This is a genomic window from Paenibacillus sp. PCH8, assembly GCF_002968835.1.
In the GTDB taxonomy this organism is placed as follows: domain Bacteria; phylum Bacillota; class Bacilli; order Paenibacillales; family Paenibacillaceae; genus Paenibacillus.
Genome location: NZ_PKQK01000002.1, coordinates 668,919 through 695,769, shown reverse-complemented (window position 1 = coordinate 695,769; position 26,851 = coordinate 668,919). Strand labels below are relative to the sequence as shown.

The 26,851-nt window shown below is 48.1% G+C and carries 24 protein-coding genes and 5 tRNA genes; 15 read left to right on the top strand and 14 right to left on the bottom strand.

Translation table 11 applies throughout. The annotated features are described in order from the left end of the window. Positions 1-128: 128 nt before the first annotated feature. The 3 genes from C0Q44_RS15950 to C0Q44_RS15940 all read right to left on the bottom strand — a co-directional run bounded on the left by C0Q44_RS15950 (position 129) and on the right by C0Q44_RS15940 (position 3,484). Positions 129-2,336 (bottom strand): serine hydrolase domain-containing protein, encoded by a 2,208-nt coding sequence (locus tag C0Q44_RS15950; protein WP_105408251.1) that lies wholly within the window; start codon positions 2,334-2,336, stop codon positions 129-131. Between the two features lie 172 nt (positions 2,337-2,508). Further along, positions 2,509-3,273: a DUF3169 family protein gene (locus C0Q44_RS15945; RefSeq protein ID WP_181151022.1), complete on the bottom strand. Its 765-nt coding sequence runs from the start codon at positions 3,271-3,273 to the stop codon at positions 2,509-2,511. 1 nt (position 3,274) lies between these two features. After that, entirely contained in the window at positions 3,275-3,484 is a 210-nt protein-coding gene (locus tag C0Q44_RS15940; protein ID WP_017690042.1) for a helix-turn-helix transcriptional regulator, read from the bottom strand. A gap of 309 nt (positions 3,485-3,793) precedes the next feature. Here C0Q44_RS15940 and C0Q44_RS15935 point away from each other — a divergent pair, with 309 nt between their 5' ends. Continuing rightward, positions 3,794-5,416: an ABC transporter substrate-binding protein gene (locus C0Q44_RS15935; RefSeq protein ID WP_181151021.1), complete on the top strand. Its 1,623-nt coding sequence runs from the start codon at positions 3,794-3,796 to the stop codon at positions 5,414-5,416. Between the two features lie 58 nt (positions 5,417-5,474). On the opposite strand, the gene C0Q44_RS15930 is transcribed toward C0Q44_RS15935, so the two are convergent. Further along, positions 5,475-6,965 carry a serine hydrolase gene (locus C0Q44_RS15930; RefSeq protein ID WP_105408248.1) on the bottom strand — a complete coding sequence of 497 codons (1,491 nt, stop codon included), beginning with the start codon at positions 6,963-6,965 and terminating at the stop codon, positions 5,475-5,477. A 296-nt stretch (positions 6,966-7,261) separates the two neighbouring features. On the opposite strand from C0Q44_RS15930, the gene C0Q44_RS15925 reads away from it, so the two are divergent. From C0Q44_RS15925 to C0Q44_RS15900, 6 genes are all read left to right on the top strand, one after another. After that, complete coding sequence (locus C0Q44_RS15925) at positions 7,262-8,464, top strand: outer membrane lipoprotein-sorting protein (protein ID WP_105408247.1); 1,203 nt, start codon at positions 7,262-7,264, stop codon at positions 8,462-8,464. 343 nt (positions 8,465-8,807) lie between these two features. Continuing rightward, a complete protein-coding gene (alr, locus tag C0Q44_RS15920) occupies positions 8,808-9,995 on the top strand; it encodes an alanine racemase (protein ID WP_105408246.1) in 1,188 nt (395 codons plus the stop codon). Between the two features lie 261 nt (positions 9,996-10,256). Beyond that, positions 10,257-10,538 carry a CopG family ribbon-helix-helix protein gene (locus tag C0Q44_RS15915; protein ID WP_024630715.1) on the top strand — a complete coding sequence of 94 codons (282 nt, stop codon included), beginning with the start codon at positions 10,257-10,259 and terminating at the stop codon, positions 10,536-10,538. Between the two features lie 3 nt (positions 10,539-10,541). After that, entirely contained in the window at positions 10,542-10,892 is a 351-nt protein-coding gene (locus C0Q44_RS15910) for a type II toxin-antitoxin system PemK/MazF family toxin (protein ID WP_017690036.1), read from the top strand. A gap of 235 nt (positions 10,893-11,127) precedes the next feature. Further along, entirely contained in the window at positions 11,128-13,317 is a 2,190-nt protein-coding gene (locus C0Q44_RS15905) for an alpha-galactosidase (RefSeq protein ID WP_105408245.1), read from the top strand. 275 nt (positions 13,318-13,592) lie between these two features. Further along, a complete protein-coding gene (locus C0Q44_RS15900; protein ID WP_258166356.1) occupies positions 13,593-15,815 on the top strand; it encodes a Tex family protein in 2,223 nt (740 codons plus the stop codon). Between the two features lie 159 nt (positions 15,816-15,974). Here C0Q44_RS15900 and cmpA read toward each other — a convergent pair whose 3' ends face one another. Together cmpA and C0Q44_RS15890 are read right to left on the bottom strand one after the other, a co-directional pair. Continuing rightward, positions 15,975-16,118, bottom strand: coding sequence for a cortex morphogenetic protein CmpA (gene cmpA / locus C0Q44_RS15895; RefSeq protein ID WP_105408244.1), 144 nt, complete (start codon positions 16,116-16,118; stop codon positions 15,975-15,977). 151 nt (positions 16,119-16,269) lie between these two features. Next, the gene (locus tag C0Q44_RS15890; RefSeq protein WP_105408243.1) at positions 16,270-16,626 is read right to left on the bottom strand and encodes a hydrolase/acyltransferase; all 357 of its coding nucleotides are present in this window, start codon (positions 16,624-16,626) and stop codon (positions 16,270-16,272) included. 119 nt (positions 16,627-16,745) lie between these two features. Here C0Q44_RS15890 and C0Q44_RS15885 point away from each other — a divergent pair, with 119 nt between their 5' ends. The 3 genes from C0Q44_RS15885 to C0Q44_RS15875 all read left to right on the top strand — a co-directional run bounded on the left by C0Q44_RS15885 (position 16,746) and on the right by C0Q44_RS15875 (position 17,470). After that, positions 16,746-17,207 carry a SprT family protein gene (locus C0Q44_RS15885; protein WP_105408242.1) on the top strand — a complete coding sequence of 154 codons (462 nt, stop codon included), beginning with the start codon at positions 16,746-16,748 and terminating at the stop codon, positions 17,205-17,207. 92 nt (positions 17,208-17,299) lie between these two features. After that, positions 17,300-17,375, top strand: a tRNA-Asn gene (locus C0Q44_RS15880). 6 nt (positions 17,376-17,381) lie between these two features. Beyond that, positions 17,382-17,470, top strand: a tRNA-Ser gene (locus C0Q44_RS15875). 135 nt (positions 17,471-17,605) lie between these two features. Here the strand turns inward: C0Q44_RS15875 and C0Q44_RS15870 are convergent. Then, complete coding sequence (locus C0Q44_RS15870; protein ID WP_105408241.1) at positions 17,606-18,304, bottom strand: ArsR/SmtB family transcription factor; 699 nt, start codon at positions 18,302-18,304, stop codon at positions 17,606-17,608. Between the two features lie 120 nt (positions 18,305-18,424). On the opposite strand from C0Q44_RS15870, the gene C0Q44_RS15865 reads away from it, so the two are divergent. Next, complete coding sequence (locus tag C0Q44_RS15865; protein ID WP_105408513.1) at positions 18,425-19,105, top strand: flavin reductase family protein; 681 nt, start codon at positions 18,425-18,427, stop codon at positions 19,103-19,105. Positions 19,106-19,197: 92 nt separating this feature from the next. Here C0Q44_RS15865 and C0Q44_RS15860 read toward each other — a convergent pair whose 3' ends face one another. Both C0Q44_RS15860 and C0Q44_RS15855 read right to left on the bottom strand, forming a co-directional pair. Then, positions 19,198-20,100, bottom strand: a complete 903-nt coding sequence (locus tag C0Q44_RS15860; protein WP_105408240.1) for a Cof-type HAD-IIB family hydrolase — start codon at positions 20,098-20,100, stop codon at positions 19,198-19,200. Between the two features lie 4 nt (positions 20,101-20,104). Further along, positions 20,105-20,881 (bottom strand): DeoR/GlpR family DNA-binding transcription regulator, encoded by a 777-nt coding sequence (locus C0Q44_RS15855; RefSeq protein ID WP_105408239.1) that lies wholly within the window; start codon positions 20,879-20,881, stop codon positions 20,105-20,107. Between the two features lie 365 nt (positions 20,882-21,246). Here C0Q44_RS15855 and C0Q44_RS15850 point away from each other — a divergent pair. The 4 genes from C0Q44_RS15850 to C0Q44_RS15835 all read left to right on the top strand — a co-directional run bounded on the left by C0Q44_RS15850 (position 21,247) and on the right by C0Q44_RS15835 (position 22,198). Beyond that, positions 21,247-21,318, top strand: a tRNA-Glu gene (locus C0Q44_RS15850). Positions 21,319-21,424: 106 nt separating this feature from the next. Further along, a tRNA-Lys gene (locus C0Q44_RS15845) sits at positions 21,425-21,500 on the top strand. A 17-nt stretch (positions 21,501-21,517) separates the two neighbouring features. Next, positions 21,518-21,599 (top strand) — tRNA-OTHER (locus C0Q44_RS15840). A 170-nt stretch (positions 21,600-21,769) separates the two neighbouring features. Beyond that, entirely contained in the window at positions 21,770-22,198 is a 429-nt protein-coding gene (locus tag C0Q44_RS15835; RefSeq protein ID WP_105408238.1) for a helix-turn-helix domain-containing protein, read from the top strand. Positions 22,199-22,339: 141 nt separating this feature from the next. Here the strand turns inward: C0Q44_RS15835 and C0Q44_RS15830 are convergent, their stop codons facing one another. From C0Q44_RS15830 to C0Q44_RS15810, 5 genes are all read right to left on the bottom strand, one after another. Continuing rightward, positions 22,340-23,023, bottom strand: a complete 684-nt coding sequence (locus C0Q44_RS15830; protein ID WP_181151020.1) for an urease accessory protein UreD — start codon at positions 23,021-23,023, stop codon at positions 22,340-22,342. 192 nt (positions 23,024-23,215) lie between these two features. Beyond that, on the bottom strand, positions 23,216-23,935 hold the full coding sequence (gene ureG / locus C0Q44_RS15825; RefSeq protein ID WP_105408236.1) for an urease accessory protein UreG: 720 nt from the start codon (positions 23,933-23,935) through the stop codon (positions 23,216-23,218). Between the two features lie 62 nt (positions 23,936-23,997). Next, positions 23,998-24,690, bottom strand: a complete 693-nt coding sequence (locus C0Q44_RS15820; protein WP_181151019.1) for an urease accessory protein UreF — start codon at positions 24,688-24,690, stop codon at positions 23,998-24,000. 39 nt (positions 24,691-24,729) lie between these two features. Further along, positions 24,730-26,448 carry an urease subunit alpha gene (gene ureC / locus C0Q44_RS15815; RefSeq protein ID WP_105408234.1) on the bottom strand — a complete coding sequence of 573 codons (1,719 nt, stop codon included), beginning with the start codon at positions 26,446-26,448 and terminating at the stop codon, positions 24,730-24,732. Further along, a complete protein-coding gene (locus C0Q44_RS15810) occupies positions 26,445-26,834 on the bottom strand; it encodes an urease subunit beta (protein ID WP_105408233.1) in 390 nt (129 codons plus the stop codon). The genes ureC and C0Q44_RS15810 overlap by 4 nt, the downstream gene beginning before the upstream one ends. Positions 26,835-26,851 lie beyond the last annotated feature (17 nt).

Below are 26,851 nucleotides of genomic sequence, written 5' to 3'. Positions count from 1 at the left end.
ATCGTTATATCCAGTTATGAAAAGTAAAGAAACAGGCTTGTTCAAGAAGGAACTTTCCCTTCTGAACAAGCCTGTTTGTCTTACATCTTGAGCATGATACATCTAATCGGTATTAAGGTGTGTTATTTTCATTGTGCTGATGTTGCAGATGGGACCGTCGCTGGTCCTGGAACCGGCGCAGTTTCTGATGTCTCATCTGCAGGCTCCGCTCCTTCAGCAGGTTCTGCTTGCGGCTGCTGAGCAGCCATCAGTTCAGCGACGATTTGATCTGTTGGTTGTGTAAGCAGCGCATACATTATGGCAGCCTCTTCCTGACGAATCAGAGGTTTGCGGGAAAGGAAATCAATGGAGCCATCTTCCAATACCTTCACCTCAGGTCCGTGGATACCGAGCGTATACATCATCTGAATGGCTGGTACAGCCCACGCATCTGTGTGTCCCGCAAGTTTCACATCATGGAACAGTACGCTAGGGTATTGCAATTGAAGAGATCTCCAGATCATAACCATCGCTTCCTGTCTGGTTATCACTTGATCTGGTTTGAACTGTTGTTGATCCGTACCAGTGATCATGCCAGATTCATATCCCAGCTGAATATATCCGGCTGCGGCATGATCGGCCCAATCGGTACCCGTAGGTGGTGTCGTTTTGCTGGCTTTCAATCCGCTCAATTTGAGGACATTCTCAATAAATTCAGCTCGTGTAACTGCCGTTTTCGGTTGAAAAGATTTGCTTGCATCATTCACATAATGTCCGAGTGATTGTAACCCGTTGATAGCCTCGGCATAAGGGCTGTTCTCACGAACATCCCGGAAACCCATAGGCTTTTGTCCTTTTTTCTCATAACCAAATGGGTTGAGATAAGGCTCTTTCATGTAAATGGTGCCGTCTTCATGTTCTTTAAATACGGTGAATTGACCAGTCAATTCATCTTTGAAGAGATTATCTTCCACTTGAATCAGGTTGCGTTGACCCAGGAACACATCGTTAATGCTCAGTTGTCCTGGCTTATCGCCGCCACCTTTCAGGGAACTTACAATCGTGCTAAGTCGAAGATCAGAATACAATCCGGTAAAGCGTTGCAGCTCAGTTGCGGATTGCGGCTCGTATTCCTTGAACTGTACAGGCTTCGCATATTGCGGGAAGAAATTCTGAATGAATGCCGGGTAGAACAGATTACGAAGTGCTCCATTCTGATTATACGTCAGGAAGACGCCAGTATTTTGCTCAGGAATAAAGAAGAGATAAGAGCTGAATCCGCTCAGGTCGCCTGCTTTCGTAATGATTTTGGGACTACTTCCTGCACCGGGAAGCTGAAATGCTGCTTCGAATCCATAGGTGGTGTCTGGTAACAGTGGGTGAATGGAGGAACGATATTGTTCCATGCTTTTCACCGTGGAATCCTTGAGAACCCGTTCGTTGTCCTTCACGCCATCATTCAGGAACGCAATCATGAACTTCCCGATGTCCTCTGCGGTAGACAACATACCACCTTGAGGCAGGGGCGTTGGAGAAATGGTGTACAGATCAAGCGGTTTGTGTGCCGCATCATAACCTGTAGCAAGCTGCTTTTGGAACTTTTCGTTCAGCATGAAACTACTGTTATCCATACCAAGCGGTTTGAAGATATGTTGTTGCATATAGGATTCAAACGGCTCGCCGCTAACATTCTCCACAATCATGCCGAGCAGCAAAAACGAGAAGTTATCGTACATATAGGCGCTACCAGGCTCACGAATGACAGGAGGCATATGTTGCTGTGCGTAATCCTCCATCGCTATGTACTTGTCGAAATCAGTATGGATGTCTTCCTGCTGGGGATCACGAATCTCGAATCCGGTCGTGTGTGTGAGCAGGTTCTCCACAGTTACAGGTTTGTCAAAAGGATTATCGAATTTCAGCCCTTTCACATAAGTCTGAAAATCAGCTTTCAGATCAACCTTACCTTGCTCGACCAGCTGCATTACCGCAGCTGCCGTGAACGTTTTGGAGACGGAGGCTACTCGAAAGGCCGTATTTTTCGGATCGACAGGTGTTTTATCCTCCTGGTCGGCGTAACCGTATCCTTTTTCCGTCAGAACTTTGCCATCCTTCACCACCACCACGGAGGCTCCCACATAATGGGGCTTTGCCTCAGGCGAATCGAAGAATGAATCGAGAAATGCTGTAGCCGATTCGGTTGTCAGCGCTTTCGTTTTTTCTTGTTCAGCAGCTACTGGAGTCGGGGTCTCCGCCTGAACTGCGGGTACCCACAGGCTGAGAGACAGGACAAGCGCCATGAATGCTCCCATTAACGAGGTGAATCTGAAGCGGGTGTTTCGTTTGGATAAATGCATGCAAACACTCCTTTATGAAAATATTTACAAAATAGTTACCTGAATCAATTTCATAACTCACTAAAATGGATTTTTTGTAACTAGATATAGACAAAATGAACCATTTTGGTCTATATCTAGCCTTGATTGAAGCAGCTAAAGGTATTATGAAATTGATTCACCTACCCATGTATTACTGATTACTCGCACGATAGGTTTCACGATAATAGATTCCGATGTTGGCAATCCAGATAATAGAGAGCATAACGATTGGGAATGGAGCGAAGGTGAATAGAAAGGAATACAGCACCATAGAGACCATTCCAACACCAAGAAGTACATTCATCATCTGAAAAGAACGGTAGGCTGCGCGATACACGATCCATTTCTCACCTTCATCCAGTTTCTCGAAATGATCTTTCTTCATGTTGCGTGAGTTCAGATCCAGTGCACGTTCAGGGAAATAGCGGTTGTATCGCTTGACGGTCAGCGTTTGCAGCACAACGACGATGATAATAGAGATACATGCAGCAATGAGATTCACGAGGTTAAACAGTTCTGGGAAATTCGTCATATCTCTATGGGAGGCGTACAAGGACAAGGCCAGTGCTCCCCAGGTAAATGAAACAATAACACTGAATCCGCTGAGGATCATCGCTTTTCCGAGGGAACGCTCTGCGGGCGAAATGAGTGAATCAGATTCTCCATACGTATCTTCTTCCATCGGAGGAACAGATGGCGTGCGGGAGAGACTGAATGCGTTCCACAACACCATAATCACCACCGCAGCGGCCAGTACTGCAAATAAAAGATCATAGTCATAATATACGGACAGCGTCCAGTTCAGGTCAGAAGGGACTTTTGAGACCCCGCTAGCTCCGATAAAACCAACTACAGCGCCGCCTGCTGCATACAGCGGAAGGCGTAACCGCTTCTTAATGGATGTTGATCTGTTCAATCTAATCTCCACCTTTCAATTCAAAGATTTTTTCTACAGGTTCACGAAAGACGTGGGCTATTTTTAATGCCAGGACGACCGATGGAGAATAATCTCCGCGTTCAATCAGGGCAATGGTCTGACGGGATGCGCCAATGAGTTTAGCCAGTTCTGCTTGGGATAGCCGGTCTCTGGCTCGCAACTCCCGAACGTGATTGTGCAATTCTTCCACTTGCTCACCTCCATGATACTAATGTACATGATAATATTCTAAATGTAAACTATAATATACAAAATGTTTATGATCATTTACTTGTGATTAATGATAATGGACACGAAAAAGAGAGCCTGCCGGGGCTCCCTTACATGATTATTATGTTGCCGGGAAAGTGAAATCAAGATACATCTGCACATGGCAGATGTTCATTCTGTCCCTCTGTCTTCCGAAGTAACATTCGGAAAAAGAAAAGCGCTCCAAGCCCCATGAGTACATACAGACCAGCCATTGCATATGACGGTAGGTAGGCTCCTAGGCTTAATCTTGAATGGGAACATTATCGATGATGCCTATGAACTGGCCTCCACCTTGCCGCTCACGATGCGGGAACAGCTGATGCAGCAAATGCAACATCAATTCGGTCTGCGTTCGAACGAGGGAGACAGAGGGCGAATAGATACGTTACGGATTCCGCAGAATACGCCTTTTAAGACTCTCGACCCAACGCAGACGGCGATGTGGGGAGAAGTTTTTATCATTGCGGAGGTGTTCGATCGTTTGGTTCGCTATAATGCTGAACGCCAAGTCTGCGAGCCGAGTCTGGCTATGGCATGGGAGAGTCATGCGGATGGAAGGGAATGGACCTTTTATCTACACAAAGGCATATTGTTTCATCATGGAAAGATTCTCGATGCAGAGGACATCAAGTTTACCTTTGATCGCATTATCTCTGACAGAAATAATCCTTGCAGGCCGCTGTTTGGTTCGATTGAGAGCATAGAGGCGTATGACCAGTTGACTGTACGTTTTGTGTTGAATAAGCCAAACTTCATGTTCCCGGATCTGATGAGCAGTATGTGTGCATCGATCCTGCCTAGAGATGTGGAGATGAACCCGCTTCATCCGATTGGAACAGAACCTTATCGATTGACTCGTCAGGATTCGAAGCTACTTGTGCTTGAGGTGTTCCTTGCCTATTTCAGAGGACGGGCTTATGTAGATCGCGTTGAAGTGTGGCAGCTCCCCCACTCGGCAAAGGCGGAGTCTGTCATCAAGCATGATTTATTTCCAGATGCACAACCTCGTGCCGTACAGCATGAGATGCAGGGAGGTGTGTATATGACATTTAATATGAAAAAGGAAGGACCTCAGCAGGATGTGAATTTTCGCCGAGTTGTTCAACAGTTACTGAATGCGAGCGAGTTGTCGGAAGCGCTCGGGAGCACGAACACGCAGGCTGCCTATAGTCTGATTCGAGGACGAGCTCAGAAGCAGCATCTAATGGATAGTCCGGATCAAGGGGAGTCGTGGAGACAGCCAGTGGAACAACCGAATGGTTCTGCTGAATCAGCACTTTCCGTGGAAACTTCACTGGAGCAGGCCGCAGCATTATTGCGTTGTAGCTCTTACCAAGAGCAGATATTAGGTCTGTGGGTGGAAGAAGGGGAGAAGATGGAGGCAGATATGATCTGGTTTGCAGAGAGATGTAAACAGATTGACCTACATATCAACATTATGCCGGGAGATCCGGTCAATGCAGTCGATCAAGATGGATTCGGGGAGTGTGATCTGATCTATACAGGAGAAGTCTTCAATGATCATGTCATGCTGAGTCTCATAATGATGTATACCTTTCAGAACACATTATTCCTGATTGCGATGAATGATTACTGGAAACATGAATTGGAACAGGCGTGTGGGCGTATTGTCATGATCCAGGAGCTTGCGGAGCGGATGGATAGATTGATTCAACTGGAAAATCGACTTATTCAGGAAGCGTTGCTCCTGCCAACCTACAGCTTCAAGGAAGAGCACGCCCATCACGACTCGTTGCGAGATTATCGGGTGGCGGGGTATGGTCTGCCTGATCTGCGTCGATTGTGGGTGAAGAGAAGGCTTGGTGCCGCTGAAGAGGATACGAGTTATCCGGTGTATATTCCGCTGTAGTAGGTAATAACGGCTACCACAGCTGGAATGCATCAGACGTTCACCAGATTCAGATCATTTACGAAACTCTGGTGAATTCAATAGGCTTCGTACCCGGCTCAAGGAGCAGAGGAATGGATATAGATTGGGAGTTATGTTCTTGGTCCATGGTGAATGTAAATGTGATTTGTAGTCCAAATGCAATTAATTCGACAGAGAAAGTATCATTTCCAGTGTATGCCATAGGCATTTCAATGGCGTTAAAGGTTGCCCGCAACCCGTCCGTTGTTTCCTGAATAGACATCTCGCCATAACCAGGATGCGTGTAAATACCCGCATAAGCGGTGTAAGGACGATCACAAGGTATGATGTGAGGTTCTTTAATTGCTTCCTCAGTGGTAGTGTCTGGTTGAATAGGTACTTCCAAAGAATTCTCCGGATTATCCTCCGTTTCTGCTGATTCTTTCCCCATTAATTTTTTGAATCTGGAAATCCAATTGATAGGCTCCAATCCAAGCAGGCGGTCCATGATATGAAAAGCAACCGTGTACGGAATAACACTTCCATTGGTGTTGCTCAGAACCACGATGCCAATCTGCTCCTCTGGCAAGAAGGCAACCTGTGATGCGAAGCCATCAATAGCTCCACCATGATGAATCATGACATGTCCACGATACGGCTCAATCATCCAACCCAGACCATATGTACTCACAGGCAGTTCTTGGCTTGTGAACGGCGAATCACTAGGCATCTGAGGACTGTGCATAACCTTCATTTGTTCCTTGGAAATCAGTGATTTTTCTTTCCACTGTCCTGAATGTAGTTGGAACTTAAGCCAAGCGATCATATCGACCAGATTACTGTTAATGGAGCCTGCTGGGCCAACGGCGTTAATAGCTCTAAATGGTATTCTTGTACGTTGACCATCCTGTTCCATGTAAGGATACGCATAGTCGGACTGAAGCTGCATCTCATCGACAGAGAACAGACTTGAGTCCATACCCAGTGGGTCTAATAGAGACTTTTGAACAACTTCTTCCCACGAGCTTTCTTTCAATTGTCCAATCAGATAACCTGCCGTCATATACATCAGGTTCTGATACTGCCATTTGTTTCGGAAATCTTGATTTGGCTCCAGATATTGTAATGTACGAACAAGTTCTTCTCTTGTACGCGGGGAGTTGTACCATACCAACTCATGTCTTGGAAGACCGGAGCGATGACACAACATGTCGCGAATGGTTAGACGTTCTGTAGCGACCGGATCGAACATCCGGAAATTCTCCATATACGTCTTGACAGGTGTGTCCCAGTCCAGCATTCCTTCATCCACGAGTAGGGCAGCTGTTGCGGCAGTAAAAGCTTTGGTACTTGAGCCGATGGCAAAGAGTGTGTTTGGGGTAACTTCGAGTTTGGACTCCAGATTACGATAGCCATAACCTTTTTGCCAGATGACTTCATCCTTGTGAATCACAGCTACTGCTGTGCCGACACCTTCCCATAGATGAAGCTGCTCAGTGATGAATTCGTCCAGTCCATCCAGTGATGTGCCAAACGTTGTTGTCGTCATACCTTTTCCTCCTCCGATTATCTGTTATGATGTAATCCCACGATTATGAGAATCGAATGTGATTCCTGAAATGGAATAATACTTGATTACGTCTACTATGCCTTTTTTGGATAAAGTTAACATCCACCCTGAGACTGATTTTTGCTTAGCAATGCCGTATTAACCGACTTCACCGAATGCTTGTCAAACTAGTCCGCATATATCGAACAAGTCCCTCATAACATGTACTAATCAAGTAGGGGTTCTGCTGCAAGCACAATCCTGAAGTGAAAACATGTGCTAAAGGGGATGATGTCATGCGCCGAATATCATGGATGCTTGCCATGGTATTGGTCTTATCGATCTTGCTTGCCGCCTGCGGGAAGAAGGATGCGGCAGCTGTGGTCAAAGATCTGAACGAAGTCGTAGGAGAGATGGAAAGTTACCAGGGGGCAGGCGTGATGACGCTGCATACTGGAGATACGCCGCAGCAGTACAAGGTTGAGGTGTGGCATCAGAAGCCTTCCTATTATCGTATCGCGTTAACCAATGCCAAAAAGGATGTCACTCAGATTGTATTGCGTAACGATGAGGGTGTGTTCGTTTTGACGCCGAGCCAGAACAAAAGCTTCCGTTTTCAGAGCAACTGGCCAGATAATCAGGGACAGGTGTATCTCTATGAAACATTGATTCGGAGCATTACGGGGGATACAACCCGCCAGTTTGCCGATGAGAAGGAGAGCTACGTTTTTGATGTAGCTGCGAATTACAATACACATGCACTCGTCAGACAGAAGATTTGGCTGAACAAAAGCGATTACGCACCTAAACAGGTGGAGGTATCTGACTCCAATGCCAATGTGGTCGTTGATGTGAAGTTTGACAGCTTCAAATTTGGTGCCGAGTTTGAGAAAGATGCCTTTGATATGCAACGTAATATGACAGCGACTTCTGAAGAGGGTGGCAAAGCAGGAACTGATTCTGGGGGTGTGGCTCCCGCAGAGCAATCAGGGGATTCGGGCGGTAAGGAACCAGCTAATCCTCAGACTGCGCCTGAACCTGACGGAGCTGTCAGTGATGGGCAGTCGGGTGTGAGTAGTGACACGGAGCAGAAAGGTACGGATGGTGCTGCAACGGGTCAGGAATCCGAAGAACCAACGATGGCGGAACCGGAAGGTGCAGACAGTTTCGGTGTGATTCAGCCGACCTATGCACCAGAAGGAGTACAGCTGAAGGATGACCAGATTGTGGAAGAGACCGGCGATTATTCAGTTATGCTACGTTATGAGGGAACATATAATTACACCATATTTGAAGCCAGACCACAGGATCGAGCTGTATCGCTCGCCCCATCCCGTGTAGTCGATCTTGGTTTCACTTTGGGAATGCTCAGCGGAGATGCATTACAGACCCTGACATGGATGACAGATGGTGTGGAATATCGGATTACGAGTGCAGACCTGCCTGAGAATGAAATGGTACGGATCGCGACATCTATGCAGGAAGAGTCAGGCAAATGATGTAGGAACGAATAGTAGCATTAACATAAGGAATGATAAGAAGCATCGGAGATTTGTTCTCCGGTGCTTTGTTTTCACCCAATAATTCAAAACACGCTTCTATGCAGGGAGAACCGGGTAAATAATCGATGTGAACAAATAAATGCCGGGGTGAAAAGGTAGAAATCTGCCCAAACAATCATGCTTTTCGGTCATCTTCCATATTAGCATCTGGTCCTCCAAGTGCCCGCCAGGCTTATGTTTGGGGATGCGAAACTTCGGTTCATTTGACAGTCACATGCTGGAGCATTACGATGGAGTCTGACGTGAGCCGGATTAAGATGATTAGAGAAGGTGACTTAACGTGCAAGGACAATATCGGCCGACCCAAGCGGAGATCAATTTGGATCATTTGTGTACTAACGTAGAAGCTTTCCGCGAGGCATTGCCTCAGGGCATGAAACTGCTCGCCTGTGTGAAGGCCAATGCCTATGGTCACGGAGCAGTGGAGACGGCTAGAGAACTGCAACGAGTTGGTGTGGATTACTTAAGTGTGGCTTTTCTTGACGAAGCTCTGGAATTGAGACAACATGGGATTACGATTCCAATTCTGGTATTGGGTTATACGCCGCCTGAAGGCATCGCTGTTGCATGGAAACAAGATGTGACTGTCACCATGTTCAGCAGGGAAGTGCTTGACGCCATTCGACATCTGGATTCGAGCACATTTGCTAACAAGTTGAAGGTACATATCAAAATCGACAGCGGCATGGGGCGACTTGGCCTGTTGCCTGGTGATGAGGCATTAGCTTTCGTTCAGGAAGTGGCCTCGCTCGATCAGGTGATGTTGGAAGGCCTGTTTACCCATTTTGCTCAAGCGGATGAAGAAGACAAAGCCTATACACTGGAGCAGTATCGACGGTTTCAAAGCGTAGTTCATGCGCTCAGGGATCAGGGATGTGTCATCCCGATTATACATACGGCGAACAGCGCCGCTGCCATTGATACACCGGAATTGTCTTATGACATGGTGCGTGTGGGAATTAGCCTGTACGGATTGTATCCTTCGGCTCAGGTGAATCATCAGGTGGTGAAGCTGTCCCCGGTATTGACACTGAAGACGAAGGCGGTTCTGGTCAAAACACTGCCACCCCATTGGGGAATCAGTTACGGAACCCGTTATGTTACGCAAGGGAACGAACGAATAGCGACCCTGCCGATCGGATATGCAGACGGATTCTCAAGAATGTTGACAGGTAAAGCACAAGTGCTTGTACGCGGTCGCCGCGTTCCTGTCGTTGGTACGATCTGCATGGATCAGTGCATGGTGTCGTTGCAAACTTTCGCAGAAGAAGCGGAAGAAATTCAAGTCGGCGAAGAGGTTGTTCTCATCGGTCACCAGTCTGGCGGTGTGATAACCGCAGGTGAAGTGGCAGACCAGCTCGGTACGATTCATTACGAAGTGATCTGCATGATGGCGCATCGCATTCCACGAATCTATTTTCGTGGGGGAGCAGAAGTCGCCAGAATTAATCCACTTTTGACATCCTGACAGATCAACTGGACGCTAATTTCCAGCAAACTTTTTTCAGAACAGAAGGAAAACTGTCGTAGCATCTCGAATGTTGTATGACGATGAGGATTTAAAATCCTGAAATGAGATGTTTGGTCTGTACGAATATTGTTTCCCGTGTTTATAATGGAGTACAGCATACTTGATATACTCGGGGCATATATATTCCTTTGTATAAAAGTTCTGGAAAAACGTAATACTGGTTCACAATGGCGAAAGGTTTGTGGGGGTGGAAGAAGGGTGGCCAACTTGCAGAACACCAAGCGGATTATGATCAGTTTGCCTGATTATCTTTTGCAGGAAGTGGATGGCATCGTAGCGCTGGAGAATTCTAACCGCAGCGAATTGATTAGGCAGGCTATGAAACTGTATTTGACGGAGCGTAAGAAACGTTACATCCGTGAATCAATGCAGCGAGGGTACATGGAGATGGCAAAGATTAATCTGACCATGGCATCCGAAGCCTTTCACGCGGAGGAAGATGCGGACAGCACTCTGGACCGCTTAGTTAGCGGGGTGTAGACATTGATCGTAAAACGTGGTGACGTTTTTTTTGCGGATCTTTCTCCCGTTGTCGGTTCCGAGCAAGGTGGAGTCAGGCCGGTTCTGGTCATCCAGAACGATATCGGCAACCGGTTCAGTCCAACTTGTATTGTGGCGGCGATTACCGCCCAAATCCAGAAGGCAAAGCTGCCAACGCATGTGGAAATTGATGCGGTGGCACACGGCTTTGACCGGGACTCGGTTATTTTGCTCGAACAAATACGGACGATTGATAAGCAGAGGCTGACTGACAAGATTACTCATCTGGACGAGGAGACCATGAAATTGGTCAACGAAGCCTTACAGATCAGCCTGGGTTTAATTGATTTTTAAGGCATCAGGCAGCGTCTTGTATGCTGCCCTGCCGTCCGTTGGCAAGGGATGTTCCTGTAAGGGAACACACTAATTTCAGAATGTAACCAAAAGAGCGTATGACATCCTTCGGGCTGTTGTACGCTCTTTTGGCGAAAGCTTGATGAAAGCGTAGAACATTGGCAAGTTTTTCGTTATAATGGTACCTGAGAAACCGTTTACCCGAAAGACCTATATATAGAGGTGGAGGAGACATATGAGCATTTACATCAATCAGGAGAAACTTCAATTTCATTTACAGACCCGCGAGGCGAGTTACGTATTCCAGGTACTGCCTTCGGGATATTTGGTGCATTTGTATTATGGCAAAAAATTACGCGATACCGACTTGAGCTGGTTGCATGTGCGGACCGAACGAGCATCCTTCAGCCCTAACCCGGTGCCAGAGGATCGTACGATCTCATTTGATACTTTGCCGGTGGAACTGCCGGTCTACGGCACAAGTGATTTCCGTAATCCGGCTATCCAGCTGCAACTTGAGAATGGCTCAACGGTTTCGGAGTTTACGTATACAGGCCATCGTTTGGTCAAAGGAAAAGCAACACTAACCGGACTGCCAGCAACGTATGTGGAATCCGATGACGAAGCAGAGACACTGGTTGTTGAGCTGGAAGACCGTGTTGCAGGTATTAAGATTGAACTTAGTTACACAGCCTTTACGGCATTTAATGCGATAACACGTTCGATGCGTATCGTTAATGAGAGCGCTACCTCGGTAAACATTGCACGTGCACTCAGTTCTTCCGTAGACTTCCCGCATGCGGATTATGAATTGCTGCAATTGTCAGGAGCTTGGACACGGGAACGCGATATCGTTCGCAGGCCGCTTGCTTCGGGTTTGCAAGGCATCGAGAGTCGTCGTGGTTCGAGCAGTCACCAGCAGAATCCCTTTATTGCGCTGATGACACCAGGTACGGATGAAGATCAGGGTGAAGTCTATGGGTTCAGCCTTGTGTATAGCGGAAGCTTCACTGCACAGGCTGAAGTAGATCAGTTCCACACCACCCGTGTATCGCTCGGAATCAACCCGTTCGAATTCAGTTGGAAGCTGGAGCCACAGGAAGCGTTCCAGACACCAGAGACGGTTATGGTGTACTCGGATGCGGGATTGGATGGCATGTCTCAGTCCTATCATGAATTGTATCGGGAGCGACTTGCGCGCGGTCAATTCCGCAATGCGGAACGTCCTGTTCTGGTCAACAACTGGGAAGCGACTTACTTCGGCTTCGATGCGGATAAGATCGAACAGATCGCTCGTGCCGGACAGAAGCTGGGTATTGAGCTGTTTGTCCTGGATGATGGCTGGTTTGGACACCGGGACAGTGACAATTCCTCGTTGGGGGACTGGATGGTAGATAAGAACAAATTGCCACAGGGCCTGGATGATCTTGCCAACCGTGTGACAGGATTGGATATGCAGTTCGGATTGTGGTTCGAGCCTGAGATGATCTCACCAGACAGTGAGTTATATCGTGCGCATCCAGACTGGTGTCTGCATGTGCCTGATCGTCGGCGTACAGAAGGACGTCAACAGCTAGTACTCGACTTCTCCCGTCAGGATGTGCGTGATGAGATTGTACGTATGTTAACGGATGTCCTTGGTTCTGCGCCGATCACTTATGTGAAATGGGACATGAACCGGAGTATGACCGAAGTGGGTTCGGCGTTGCTTCCGGCAGACAGACAGCGGGAGACTGCGCATCGCTACATGCTCGGATTGTATGACGTGATGGAACGAATTACTTCGACGTTCCCGAATATCCTGTTCGAAAGCTGTTCAGGTGGTGGTGGCCGCTTCGATCCAGGTATGCTGTATTACATGCCTCAAACGTGGACAAGTGATAATACGGATGCGATTTCCCGCTTGCGGATTCAATACGGTACGAGTCTTGTGTATCCGGTGAGTTCGATGGGATCTCATATTTCGGCGGTTCCGAACCATCAGGTGAACCGGATAACTTCCCTTGAGATTCGCGGTCATGTCGCGATGTCGGGCAACTTCGGATATGAGCTGGATCTGACGAAATTCACGGAGGAAGAGAACGAAATCGTGAAAGCACAGGTTGAACTGTACAAAGAAATCCGTGGAACGGTTCAATATGGAACATTTCGTCGTTTGCTCAGTCCGTTTGAAGGTAATGAGACGGCATGGATGTTCATTGCACCGGATGGCAGCGAAGCGCTTGTATTCTACTTCCGTGTGCTCTCTGAACCGAATGCGCCACTTCAGCGTCTGAAGCTGAAAGGACTGGACCCTAATGCGGATTATCGCTTGAAAGGCGGCTCAGAGACCTTTACAGGGGATGCTCTGATGTATGGTGGTATTTCGGTAGGCAGTGCAGCTGGAGACTATCTGAGTGAGTTGTTCCGGTTCGAGCGCGTCTAGATTGCTATTGTATTTAAAGTTTTAAACAAAGGAGGACCGAGGAGCGTCGTGGTGACGTTTTTCGGTCTTTTTTGGACGTAATGGGGAAGGCTGGAGGATGACGTGATTCTGTCAGAACTTGTATGCTGGCGGAATGATGGGAATCTGGACGTCATTTTGTGATAATATAGGGTAGAGTGGATGAATCCTATGGTTCATCTATAATGTAATTACAGCAGCAAAGCTGCCCTGAAATGATGGTAATGAACGATTCAGGAAGGAAAGAGGGATTTATTTTGTCTGAACAGGAAACGGTTCTGGAACCCAATGAAGAAACCATAAAGGCAGAACGCCATGAACGAATCATCAAACAGGTAGCCAAGGAACTGTCACTGTCCTTGAAGCAGGTCCGTACGACGTCGGAGCTTCTGGACGAAGGCAATACGATTCCATTTATCGCCCGCTACCGTAAAGAAATGACTGGAGAGCTGGATGAGAACCAGCTGCGATCGATTGAGGAACGCATTGTCTATCTGCGTAATCTGGAGGATCGCAAATTGGAAGTCATCCGTATTATAGAGGAACAGGGCAAGCTGACCGGAGAATTGCAGAAGTCCATTACCCAGGCTGTGAAGCTGCAGGAAGTGGAAGATCTGTATCGACCGTACCGTCAGAAGCGCAAAACACGTGCCAGTGTAGCCAAAGAAAAAGGTCTTGAACCCCTCGCAGGTTGGATCTGGGGTCAACCGAAACAAGGTAATGTGCTCGAAGAGGCTGCGCGGTATATCAATGCTGAACTCGGAGTAGAGGATGCAGAGTCTGCGCTTCAGGGCGCCAAAGACATTCTTGCGGAGAACATCGCAGACGATGCTGCCATTCGTGCATGGATTCGTCGGTACACACTGGATAATGGGATGCTCACTTCGGAAGCGAAGGATGCTGAACAGGAGTCCGTATACGAGAACTATTATGATTACCGTGAACTCGCCAAAAAGATGCCTCCACACCGTATTCTCGCGATTAATCGCGGTGAACGGGAGAGTATTCTGAAAGTCGGTCTGGACGTGCAGGCTGAACCTGCTCATCGACATATGGAAGGACAGATCATTCGGGGTGCGTCTGCCGTGCAGGACATCTTGCGTGCTGTGATTGAGGATGCCTACAAGCGTCTAATTGCGCCTTCCATTGAACGTGAAGTACGTGGAGAGCTTACGGAAAAAGGGGAGAATCAGGCCATATCGGTATTCTCGGCGAATCTGCGTAACCTGTTGCTTCAGCCGCCAATTCATGGCAAATCTGTGCTGGGTGTCGATCCGGCCTATCGTACGGGCTGTAAACTAGCCGTCGTAGACGATACAGGCAAGCTGCTGGAAGTGGCTGTGACCTACCCGACGCCACCACACAATAAGAAGAAGGAAGCTGCCGAAGTATTCCACCGCATGATTAAGCAATATGATATTGGTCTGATCGTTATCGGTAATGGTACCGGATCACGTGAATCGGAGCAGTTTGTTGCCGAGATCATTCAGGAGAATGGTGATGAGAGTCTGGTATATCTGATCGTCAACGAAGCTGGCGCAAGTGTGTATTCTGCATCCAAGCTGGCCCAGGAAGAATTCCCGGATCTCGATGTAGCTGAGCGTAGTGCAGCTTCCATTGCTCGCCGGGTACAGGACCCGCTGGCTGAACTGGTTAAGATTGATCCCAAAGCTATTGGTGTGGGTCAGTATCAGCATGACGTCTCCCAGAAGATTCTGGAGGAAAGCTTGAAGACTGTTGTGGAATCCGCAGTTAACCATGTCGGCGTGGATGTGAATACCGCTTCGCCTTCATTGCTGTCCTACGTAGCCGGAGTTAATGCCACGATTGCCAAGAATATTGTGAAATATCGGGAAGAAAATGGCCGGTTCACGAATCGTCGCCAATTGCAGAAAGTGCCGCGCCTGGGTGCCAAAACCTATGAGCAGTGCGTAGGCTTCATGCGTATTGGTGAGGGTGAGAACCCACTGGATCGTACACCGATTCACCCGGAGTCCTACAAGGTTGTGGATCAGCTGTTCAAGGAACTTCAGGTTGCACTGGACAAGCTGGGCAGCAAGGAACTGTCGGTATTGTTGTCTGAGCAACATCCGGAACAATTGGCTGCGAAACTGGATGTGGGTGTGCCTACACTCCGTGACATTCTGGACAGCTTGCAGCGTCCGGGTCGTGACCCGCGTGAAGAAATGCCATTGCCGATCTTCCGTACGGATGTCTTGAAAATTGAGGATCTGGTGGAAGGCATGGAGCTACAAGGTACGGTGCGGAACGTAATTGACTTCGGTGCTTTTGTTGATATCGGAATCAAGAGTGACGGGCTTGTCCATATTTCACAGTTGAGCAACGGGTATGTTAAACATCCGATGGACGTTGTATCTGTCGGGGATAATGTAACTGTATGGGTCATGAATGTGGATATGAAAAAAGGCCGTGTCGGCCTTACGATGAAGAAGCCTGCGTCTGCCCAGCAGTCTTCCTAGGATATGATTGGAGAACAGCCTTCCTGATCAGGGGAGGCTGTTTGTTGTCGGCGGTAATGGTCTCATTGTCCGTTCTAATTCCTCTGGCAAGTACGGTGGCTATGATCATGGGCTTTTTCTTAAAGTTCGTGTTCAAAAGCGGACTTTTTGAACAACCTCTTAAAGTTCGTTCTCCGCGCTGCGCGGTGTGCCACTAGCTGGTTTGTTACGATAGAAGAACCAGCATTCGTTCAGCAACTTGATCTGCCGGCTGTCCTTTTTGTGAAACGCACGCATCAGTTGATTGCAAAGCCATTGAGGCAAGGCTATCTCCTCCTCTTGCATAATTCATCTGTACGTTAGCATATGTGGCAATAGCCTGGACTGTGCGGGTTAAAAAAAAGCGCAACTCCCGATTCAGGGAGATGCGCTTTCCGTTCTCGTCATTTTTAAAAGGATACCTGGAGTGGGTTGATTAGAGAGCTTCCATCTCTTCTTCGTACCATTGTTCCAATTGGGCCTGAAGTGCCCGGATTTCGGTCAGCAGGGAAATCAAGGGATAATGGTTTTCGCGCAGTGCCGCAAAAGATTCTTCAAGCGCATTGATGTAATCAAGGCCGCCGATCAAGCTAAGATTTTCGTTCAAAAGATCAAGGTTGTCACATTCGGCAATCGCCCAAGGCAGATCAGGTACGTCTGCTGCAGTAAGTTTGTCGATTTCCTTGTGCAGTCGCAAGTTGAGCGCACTGAGTTGATAGGCATAATCCGCAGGCATTTCTACAAACTGCAATTGTTGTTCCTGTTGCAAGATGACATAGCGCATTGTAGGCATAACGAGTAATAATCTCCCCTCATACATTCTACTTGACAGTGTAGCCTACGAAACGGTTAAAATTCAAGTGTGATACCGGAAAAACAAATGCTACGAGAGGGTGGAAGGAGAGGATACGGATGGAAAATGAGGAATTGCAACAATGGATTGAACAGGTATCATTAGATCATTTCGGAGTTCCGTTCACCCATGAGGCGTTGTTTAACGGTCGTCTGACCACCACAGGTGGGCGATATATGCTCAAAAGTCACCGGATTGAGATTAATCCCCATCAGCTCGAAGCTCACGGGCGGGATGAGGTTGAGAAAATTATCAAACATGAGCTATGCCATTATCATCTGCATATTCGTGGGCGTGGATATCAGCATCGAGACCCGGAGTTCAAGGCTTTGTTACAGAAGGTGGGTGGCTCACGTTTCTGTCAATCTCTTCCCGATGGCAAGGGCCGAAAGCCTCTGCCGTATCGCTATAAGCTGGTGTGTAAAAGCTGTGGGACTGAATATTTGCGTAAGCGAAAAATAGATCCTAAGCGTTACCGCTGTGGTCGTTGTACGGGGAAGCTGGCGCTTCAGAATATATAAGGTGTGCATCGTGTAATACGTGGAGAAAGTGAGGGGAGGCATGTTGACTTGGATTATTAATCATGATAGATTAATCTTATTGAAGTTAATTTTCCCTGATAGCTCAGTTGGTAGAGCACTCGACTGTTAATCGAGTTGTCACAGGTTCGAGCCCTGTTCGGGGAGCCATTTCTTGGAGAGATACCCAAGTGGCTATAAGGGGACCCTCTGCTAAGGGGTTAGACTGCGTAAGCGGTGCGAGGGTTCGAATCCCTCTCTCTCCGTTCTGATTACAGGAAAAACCTCTTCTCATTAGACCGAATAACGGTTCAATGGGAAGAGGTTTTTTTTGTTTCCGCCTCCTCTTCCTTTTCCACTCCACTCCATTTCATTCCGTAATATGCACTTTCACTTACAACTTACAGTGAAATGTCCAACTCCTCATACAAACCTTTCTTGCCCGCTTCTGTAACTTCGATAGAGCGGCTTCCTTTTTTTTGACGAGTCCAATCCAGCTCCAATAATCGTTGACCAAGCTGTTCGCCGAGCAGTCCGGAGAGGTGATGACGGCGTTCGCTCCAATCCAGACATTTGCGGGCGATGGCCCGGCGCGATCCCGGTTTCACCTGAAGTTCGATTCCGAAATTGGTGAACCACTGGGTTCCTTTCTCCGTAATATGATAATCCTTCATCTGTGCCTCTTCGGGCTCTGCCAGATAACCCTTCCGTAATAAGGCCTCACAGAGTGCAATGCCCAATTGACCAGCCAGATGACCATAACAAGTCCGAGCATAACTTAATTGCTGAAGCTGATCGGATTGTCTGAGCGAGCGAATCTGTACAGGCGGTGCGATACTGGCCATTGTTTCAATCAGATAAGCAATCTCTTTGTTCGCGAGACGATAGTATCGGTGACGGCCTTGCTGCTCCACTTCGAGCAATCCTCCTTCAACAAGTTTGGCGAGATGGCTGCTCGCTGTCTGGGGGGTGACCCCTGCCATATGGGCAAGTTCTCCTGCGGGCAACGCCCGTCCATCCAGCAAGGAGGACAGGAAAATAGTGCGGCTTGGATCAGCGATTAACGACGCAATCACAGTAATATTCGGATATGCATTCATACTTCGATGATATCTGAACTATTGCTGTATTACAATCCAATTGAAGCCCAACCATATGGGGCGGTTATAAGTTATAAATCAATGAAATGGGAACAGGAGAGGTTGAAGATGACAAAGAACATGATACAGGACGCAGTTACAGAACGATTTTCCGAAAGGCAAGAAGTGATACCACATGAAGTCATTAATCCAAGTATTCTATATTATGGTACACCCGTACTATTGCTGAGTACATTAAACGAAGATGGATCAACCAATGTGTCTCCATTGTCTTCATCATGGGCGCTGGGTGACTGTCTGGTGCTGGGTGTGGGTACTCAGGGTAAAGCCTATGATAATCTGAGTCGGCATCCTGAATGTGTGATTAACCTGCCGGATGCGTCTATGTGGAGACAGGTTGAAGCATTAGGACGAACCACGGGAAGTACTCCGGTTCCAGAAGAGAAAAGGCAGATGGGTTATACGTTTTGCCAAGATAAATTCACTGCGTCGGGGCTGACACGTCAATATTCAGTTCAGGTGACTCCGGATAAAATAGCTGAATGTCCACTCCAGATCGAAGCTGTTGTACAATACATACGCATTCCTGAACATACGCCGTTCATGTCCATTGTGGAAGTGAAAGCCGTGAAGGTGCACGCGCACACTCACCTGATATCTGGACTGAACAAGATTAATCCGGAGGAATGGCATCCTCTGATATATAATTTCAGACACTATTACGGACTCGGAGAGAGACGTGGGGAGAATTTCCGGGCAGGGAAGGGGCGGAATGAATTGAATTGCCCGAACAGCAAATAAGCACAGACTCCATGGAGGAGACTGTGCTTGAGTTCAGGCTGTAACTGCCCGGTAAGAAGAAGAGTAACTGCTTATTTAGGATTGAATGCCTATTATTGGTTCTGATCGCCTTTGATAACCGTTTCGGGCCGAGTAACCGGTTTGCCTTCCAGCACACAATGGATGGCATGTGCAACACCGTGTTCCACATTCGTCAGCGTAATGGCTTTGGCCAAGGCCTGGATTTCGGGTTCGCCATTACCCATGGCGATTCCGAGTCCTGCCATTTGTAACATCGATACATCATTGAAGTTATCTCCAATCGCTACTGTATCTTCCATGGAGATATCCAGGTGAGCGGCTAGTTTGGCGAGGGCATTACCTTTGGATACGTCTGGGTGCTGCATTTCGAAGTTATGCTCAAAGGATACAACCATGGCTACATCGGATCGAGAGGCGAAGTATTCTCGTCCTGTCTGTACTTTTTCCGGATTCATGGAGAAAGCCATGATATTGTAGATACAGGCTTCTGCCGGAATCTCCAGGTGGCTATTTACGCGGTGGTAGTCTTTCTTATTATAGTGCTTCTTGATGGACTGAATCATGCGTTCCACGTCTTCACCAGGACTTGAGCCAAGAACACGTTCCATCTCGGCGAGCAGGGTCTCATGACTGCTTAGCGGGGCATAGATACCTTGCTGAGTGGAAGCTTCATAGTAGATGTGGTGCTCTTCCAGCCATTGCATGACGGAGGCTGCTGTGTCACGCTCAAGAGGAAGATGAAATAGACGTTCACCGTTCTCATCATGAATGGTGGCGCCGTTGGAGCCAATAATGGGGGTTTGGATTCCGCCTTCGCGGCTGATCGCTACAACATCAGAGTATACCCGTCCTGTAGCAATCGTAACTTTCAAGCCTGCCTGCTGCGCCTTTTGGACGGCTGCTGCATTCTCCGGGCTGATCTGGCTGTCTATGTTCAATAACGTTCCATCTAAATCGGTAGCAAATAATTTCATCTACTTACAACTCCTTATCATCTGTAGGTTCAGGAATGAGAATCTCCACTTGCTGTTCGGTCAGAAAATCAAGCCATTCTTTGGTTGGCCATTGATCCGTAATCAATACATCCACCAATGACCAGTCGGCAAAACGATAACCATAACGTCTATCAAACTTGGACTGATCTGCAAGAACAAATACCTGTCTGGCTGATTTCATCATTTGGTGTTTGATTTTACCTTCCTCTTCGGAGGCACTGAAGCCTTCCATGGTGATTCCACCAATTCCGATAAAGGCTTTATCTACATAATAGTGGGAAAGAGTCTCAATTACAGAGGTGCCATAGGCATAGCGTTGTTCCTTATCCACTTTACCACCAAGCAAACGAATTTCAACCGTCTTGTGATTGGAGAGAAGGTCAGCGGAATGAATGGAATTGGTAATGACAGTACAGGATTTGCCGTTCAAGTTCTCGGCACAGGCCTGCACAGTAGTGGAAGAATCCAGAATAATGTTCTCGCCTTGCCGGACAATGGCCGCAGCAAGTTTGCCGATGGCTCTCTTTTCCTCGGATACTTCAAGCAACCGGTCTTTATAGGATCTGAATTCTTGTGGAGGAGGGGGGAGTATGGCGCCACCGCGTGTTCGAATAATGGCATCTTGTTCCTCTAGCTTGATCAGATCCCTGCGTGCAGTGTCTCGTGATACATCAAATAAGGTGACGATATCATCAGCGGAGATACGATTGTACTTGCGCAGATGTTCAACAATGAGCTGCATTCGTTCCTCTTGAAACAAACATGTCACCTCCGTGTGTATGGATGACCGTAATTATACTGGTACTTCAATTATAAGTATTCTTAATTAAATTTGCAATATTGTAAGTGAATATAAGTTTTTATAAGTGTTTTGACGGCTGGTTTACATATATATTGGATTTTGATGACAATGGTATGAATGAGATCCATTCGTTAGTGCTCCCAAGCAAATACTTCTGTGAACCGTTTGGGTCTTAGGCTGACACTCGGTTATCGATTCTCAGTACCATGGACATAATGCATGGAAGAAGTAAGCAAAAACAATTCTCCAAAAAAAGTATTGCAGTACCACAATGTGCTGTGATATACTCATTCTTGTCGCCAAGAAAGACAAGTTATTATTAAGGCCCGTTGGTCAAGGGGTTAAGACACCTCCCTTTCACGGAGGTAACAGGGGTTCAAATCCCCTACGGGTCATATCTTCACCACCTCATGAGATCTATATTCCTGATGAGAAATCCTCAAAGTCATTGCTCTTACAGACTAGAATTGAAGCATGGCACATCCGGTGAAGTTACAGCAAGAGCCATTAGCTCAGTTGGTAGAGCACCTGACTTTTAATCAGGGTGTCGAAGGTTCGAGCCCTTCATGGCTCACCATTTTTACAATTGAATATGCGGTCGTGGTGGAATGGCAGACACGCTATCTTGAGGGGTAGTGGGTGTATACCCGTGGAGGTTCGAGTCCTCTCGACCGCATCACAGTAACAACGTTATAAGGTAGACTCTCATGGTTCTTCATGGGGTCTATTTTTGTGTTATGCGATATATCTCATATCATCTGGGTATTTAAAGGCTGAGGATTCAGGAATTATGTGGTATAATTCTAGTAGATGAGTTGATTATTACGGTTGGAAGGCGGTTCTTGTATGCAGTCGATCTATGAGCGAATTGAACACCTGATTGCCGAACGGGGAATGACCAAGAAGGCTTTCTGTGAACAGCTGAAGATTAGCACAGGCAATCTGGGTGACTGGAAACGTGGTAAGTCTATTCCGAGTACGAATAAATTAATTGAGATTGCTTCGTTTTTTGATGTGAGCCTCGACTGGCTCATGATTGGGCGCCCATCTAAGGAAGCGATGGTGCGGGAAAAACGGGAGGATTATTTTTTTGGCGTGTTGCGGCAATTGAATTGCCAGGAAAGTGAATTATCGACTGTGGAACAGTCTTTTATTAGTGAATATATTGAGTTTACCCGTTACCGCAAATCCAAGGAAAGCAAAGATGCAGGCAACTATCGTTATAAGAGTGAGAGCTTGCCTGAGAACAAGATTGAGGAAAATGAAAGTGAATAGACTGAAATGACAAAACCTCTGAACTGATCCGAATTACTCGGATATAGTTCAGAGGTTTTTTTGTTAATCATGGTACATGTATCCTATCTGTATTTCCTGAAATCACGGATCTGTATTGAATCGTGGTATTGCTTGATGGTCTTATTTACGAAAAACAAGGGTTTCTTTGCCCAAAAGTTGGGGACGGAGTGTATTCCAAATCTGGATGCACTGCTCCTGAAGTTCCCAGGCTGCCATCCCAAGGAGCCGAACCCCAATGCCTCCTGTTGCGAGTAGACTTGCGCCAGCCAGCATTCGTCCATCTGGTGGCAGAGCTGATCTGACTTGTTCCAACTCTGTAGTGCCAAGTCCAGGAGCGATCATCCACAATGCTGCGGTGTGGCTATAGTGAAGGAGAGATGCTGAATGTTTGGGATCATCGTGTTCCGGTTCGAGTCCGAATCGATCCCAAACAGCCAGTTGCTCACCTTGCCATATCTCCGTCAAACTGCGGTAACGCTCGAACTGGAAAGCTTCACCCCGATGGATTCGTCCCGCAGACCAGATATCTGCATAGGCAAGGATGGCCTGATCTTCCAGTTCAAAGGTTACGCTGAGTGAAGAAGAACTGCCCTTGAAGGGAATGACGCATTCAGGAAAGTATTCCAGGGTAGCTCCTTTGCCCAACCGAAAGTGATGATTGACGGATGAAGGAATCGAAGGAGTGGGGTGAAGCCTGGTCGCTGACGTACTGCTCAGCATGACGTGGGTGTCTTCACCCAAATGCCACTCGGAATGATAGTGATCCCCGTTCAGGACGCCTGGGGAGACATCTGACGTGTACACACATAATTCGGTTCCCCCTCCGGGGGACGAAAGGATCGGCTAAACCGGAGAGGTGCGCTGTAATAGCGATCGGTCATGACGGTCCGTTCACCTTGAAAGGCGAAGGTGGCCCTAAGCTCGCTGCGGCGCGTCACGGGCTCGCCTGCACCTTCATTCGGTTTCAATACTGTTCCCCTGGAAGCAGGAGATGGATTAATGCGAGTGAGTGCCATGTTCGTGGCTGTGTGAATGCAGATGCGCAGCGGAAGCATCATCACCCATGTATTGATGTTCGAGCCAGTGGACAATCTCGGATACACCTTCACCGCTCATGAGATTAGACATGACATAAGGGCGGCCTTCGCGTACCCGCTCTGTATCATTTTTCATAACTTCCAGGCTTGCTCCAACGTAAGGGGCAAGGTCGGTTTTGTTGATGAGCAACAGATCCGAACGTGTAATGCCGGGACCCCCTTTACGAGGAAGCTTCTCGCCTTGGGCAACATCGATAATGTAGATGAACACATCGGCCAGTTCCGGACTGAATGCAGCCGAGAGATTGTCGCCACCACTCTCAATGAAGATCAGTTGCAGGTCTGGAAAGCGTTCAACCAATTCGTCGACCGCTTCGAAATTCATGGAAGCATCCTCACGAATAGCCGTGTGCGGGCATCCGCCTGTCTCTACACCGATAATACGCTCGGGTGCCAATGCATTCTGACGCAGCAAAATCTCGGCATCTTCCTTGGTATAAATGTCATTGGTGATAACAGCGAGACTGTAACGTGTACGCAGTGCCTTGGACAGTTTCTCCACAAGGGCTGTTTTACCTGAACCTACCGGTCCGCCGATTCCGATTCGCATTGGACGACTACGGTCAAATGTGTTGCGTTCCCATTCTGGATGATGCGTATGATTAGCTCCTCCACACATAACTAATTCCTCCTTGGTTTATCGACCCCTGGTTCACTGAAGGGGTCGAGCGTAAATGTTGATTAGGACATAAATAGCCGGGCTGGCAGGCTTTCGTGTCGCATGGCGTAGATTTCCTGAGAAATTCCGAAGTTGTGCATGTCTTCCGGGTCATTCTCCCGGATTAGAGCCCATTCGGCTTCAATGTCATGAAGTAATTTCTGAATGAGCATCTGTGCCTCGGTTTGTCCGATGGGCAGAAGGCGAAGTGCGCTGTTCACATAAGCGTTAACAGAGGTGTATAGATGCCCGGTGACGGCTTCATCCAATCCAATCTCCAATCGATAGTTGATATAACCGTGAATGGTAGTGATGCTACAAAAAGCGCCGTGTTCCCGTATGGCCTCATCCATTAACGAAAAGTCCATCCACGGATAGAGTGAGCGGGCGAGTTTGAGCAGTCGCTTGCCCATCTTGTGACCGCTTTCCCTGAGCTCCCGGGCGGAGCGCTGGGCGTGGACACGTTTGTCGTACAGGGCAAGTAGAGCGGCATCTTGTTGTTTGAGCGCCTGATAGACTCCTTTGATGGCGAGGCCATCTAGTCGCACGAGACTGGAATGAAGTTGGCTGCGAATAAACTGTTCAAGCTGAACGGTGTTTCGCACAGTGCCATCATGCGTGTAAGCCTCCAGACCGAACGAGTGGGAGAACCCGCCGATGGGGAGGGCTGAATCCAGCAGTTGAACGTAACGGAGTAACTTCGTGCCACTGTTCATCATGGGTTACCCCCTTATTAGCTAATCTCCGTATTCATGTCAAAACATGAAGTATCGCTGTGCCATGGGCAGTTCATCCGCGGGCTCACAGGTGAGAAGTTCACCGTCTGCGCGTACCTCATAAGTTTCGGGATCGACTTCAATCACGGGCGTGACATCGTTATGGATCATGTCCTTTTTGCTAACTGAACGGCAGCCTTTGACGGGTTCTACCCGTTTGTTCAACCCAAGTGTCTCTTTAATGCCTGCATCCGCTGCAGCCTGAGATACAAAGGTAATCGAACCACTGGCAATAGCCTTACCGTAGGCTCCGAACATCGGTCTACCGAAGACGGGCTGAGGTGTCGGGATGGAAGCGTTGGGATCACCCATCTGAGCGAACGTAATCATGCCGCCTTTGAGGACAATCTCGGGTTTCACACCGAAGTAGGCAGGGTTCCAAATGATCAGATCTGCAAGCTTTCCAACTTCCACGGAACCAACGAGGTGGCCGATTCCATGCGCAATCGCCGGGTTAATCGTGTATTTGGCAATATATCTCTTGATCCGATCATTATCGGAGGGTGAAGCTGAGTTGAGTTCAAGTGTGCCACGCTGTTTTTTCATTTTGTCGGCTGTCTGCCAGGTGCGGATAATGACCTCGCCCACTCGGCCCATCGCCTGTGAATCGGAGCTGATGATGCTGAACACGCCAAGATCATGCAAGATGTCTTCGGCTGCGATTGTTTCGGGACGAATTCGCGAATCGGCAAAAGCTACATCTTCCGGGATGGAAGGGTCCAGATGGTGACATACCATCAGCATATCGAGATGCTCTTCTACGGTGTTGCGTGTGTATGGTCTTGTTGGGTTGGTTGATGAGGGGATAACGTAGGACTCGCCAGCCGCCCGGATGATATCCGGTGCATGTCCGCCGCCGGCACCTTCCGTGTGATACGTGTGGATCGTACGGCCGTTGATGGCTGCCAGTGTGTTTTCAAGAAAACCGGTTTCGTTCAATGTATCGGTATGGATGGCAACTTGCACATCGTGTTCTTCGGCGGCTGTCAGGCAGGCGTCAATAGCGCTGGGGGTTGTACCCCAATCCTCATGCAGTTTCAGGCCAATTACACCGGCTTCAATCTGTTCGATTAAAGGTGCGGTGCTGGAGCTGTTGCCTTTGCCAAGGTAACCGATGTTCATGGGAAAAGCCTCTGCGGACTCTAGCATCCGGTGGATGTGCCAGGCTCCGGGGGTACAGGTGGTGGCTTTGGTTCCTGTTGCTGGTCCTGTACCGCCGCCAATCATGGTTGTTACTCCCGAGGATAATGCCGTCTGAATCTGCTGTGGACAGATGAAATGAATATGCGTATCAATCCCACCGGCAGTTACAATCATACCTTCGCCAGCGATGATTTCGGTAGAAGCGCCGATGACGAGAGCAGGATGAACCCCATCCATCGTATCCGGGTTGCCTGATTTGCCAATGGCGCAGATGTTGCCATCACGAATCCCGATATCTGCTTTGACGATGCCCCAATGATCGATAATGATGGCGTTGGTAATCACGGTGTCAGGGGTTCCGTCACTGCGTAGCGCAGATGTGGACTGGCCCATTCCGTCACGGATGACTTTGCCACCACCGAATTTGCTCTCATCTCCGTAAACGGCATAATCGTGTTCGATCTCTGCCCATAGTTCGGTATCCGCAAGTCTGACGGCATCGCCGGTTGTAGGTCCGAACATCGACGCGTATTGTTCGCGGCTCATCCGTTTCATGAAGGCTCGCCTCCGTCCTGTAAAGGGAGTGAGAAGGTTCTTAGGAATGCCTCCAGTTTCTGTGGATCAGGGGCGTGATCCACAGAGCCTTCGGTTAATCCGTTGAATCCGTGAATCTGACGTTTGCCACCAAAGGTCGTGAGTTCAACCGGTCTCTCTTCACCTGGCTCGAAGCGGACCGCAGTGCCTGCCGGAATATGCAGACGATGCCCAAAGGCCGAAGCTCGGTCAAAGTCCAGTGCAGCATTGACTTCATAGAAATGAACGTGAGAGCCGACCTGGACAGGACGGTCACCGCGGTTCAGGACAATCAGACGTAGGGTTGGACGATCCGGATGACAGATGATATCGTCATCTGGCTTCAAGCGATATTCACCAGGAATCATGGCGTTCTCCTGCCTTT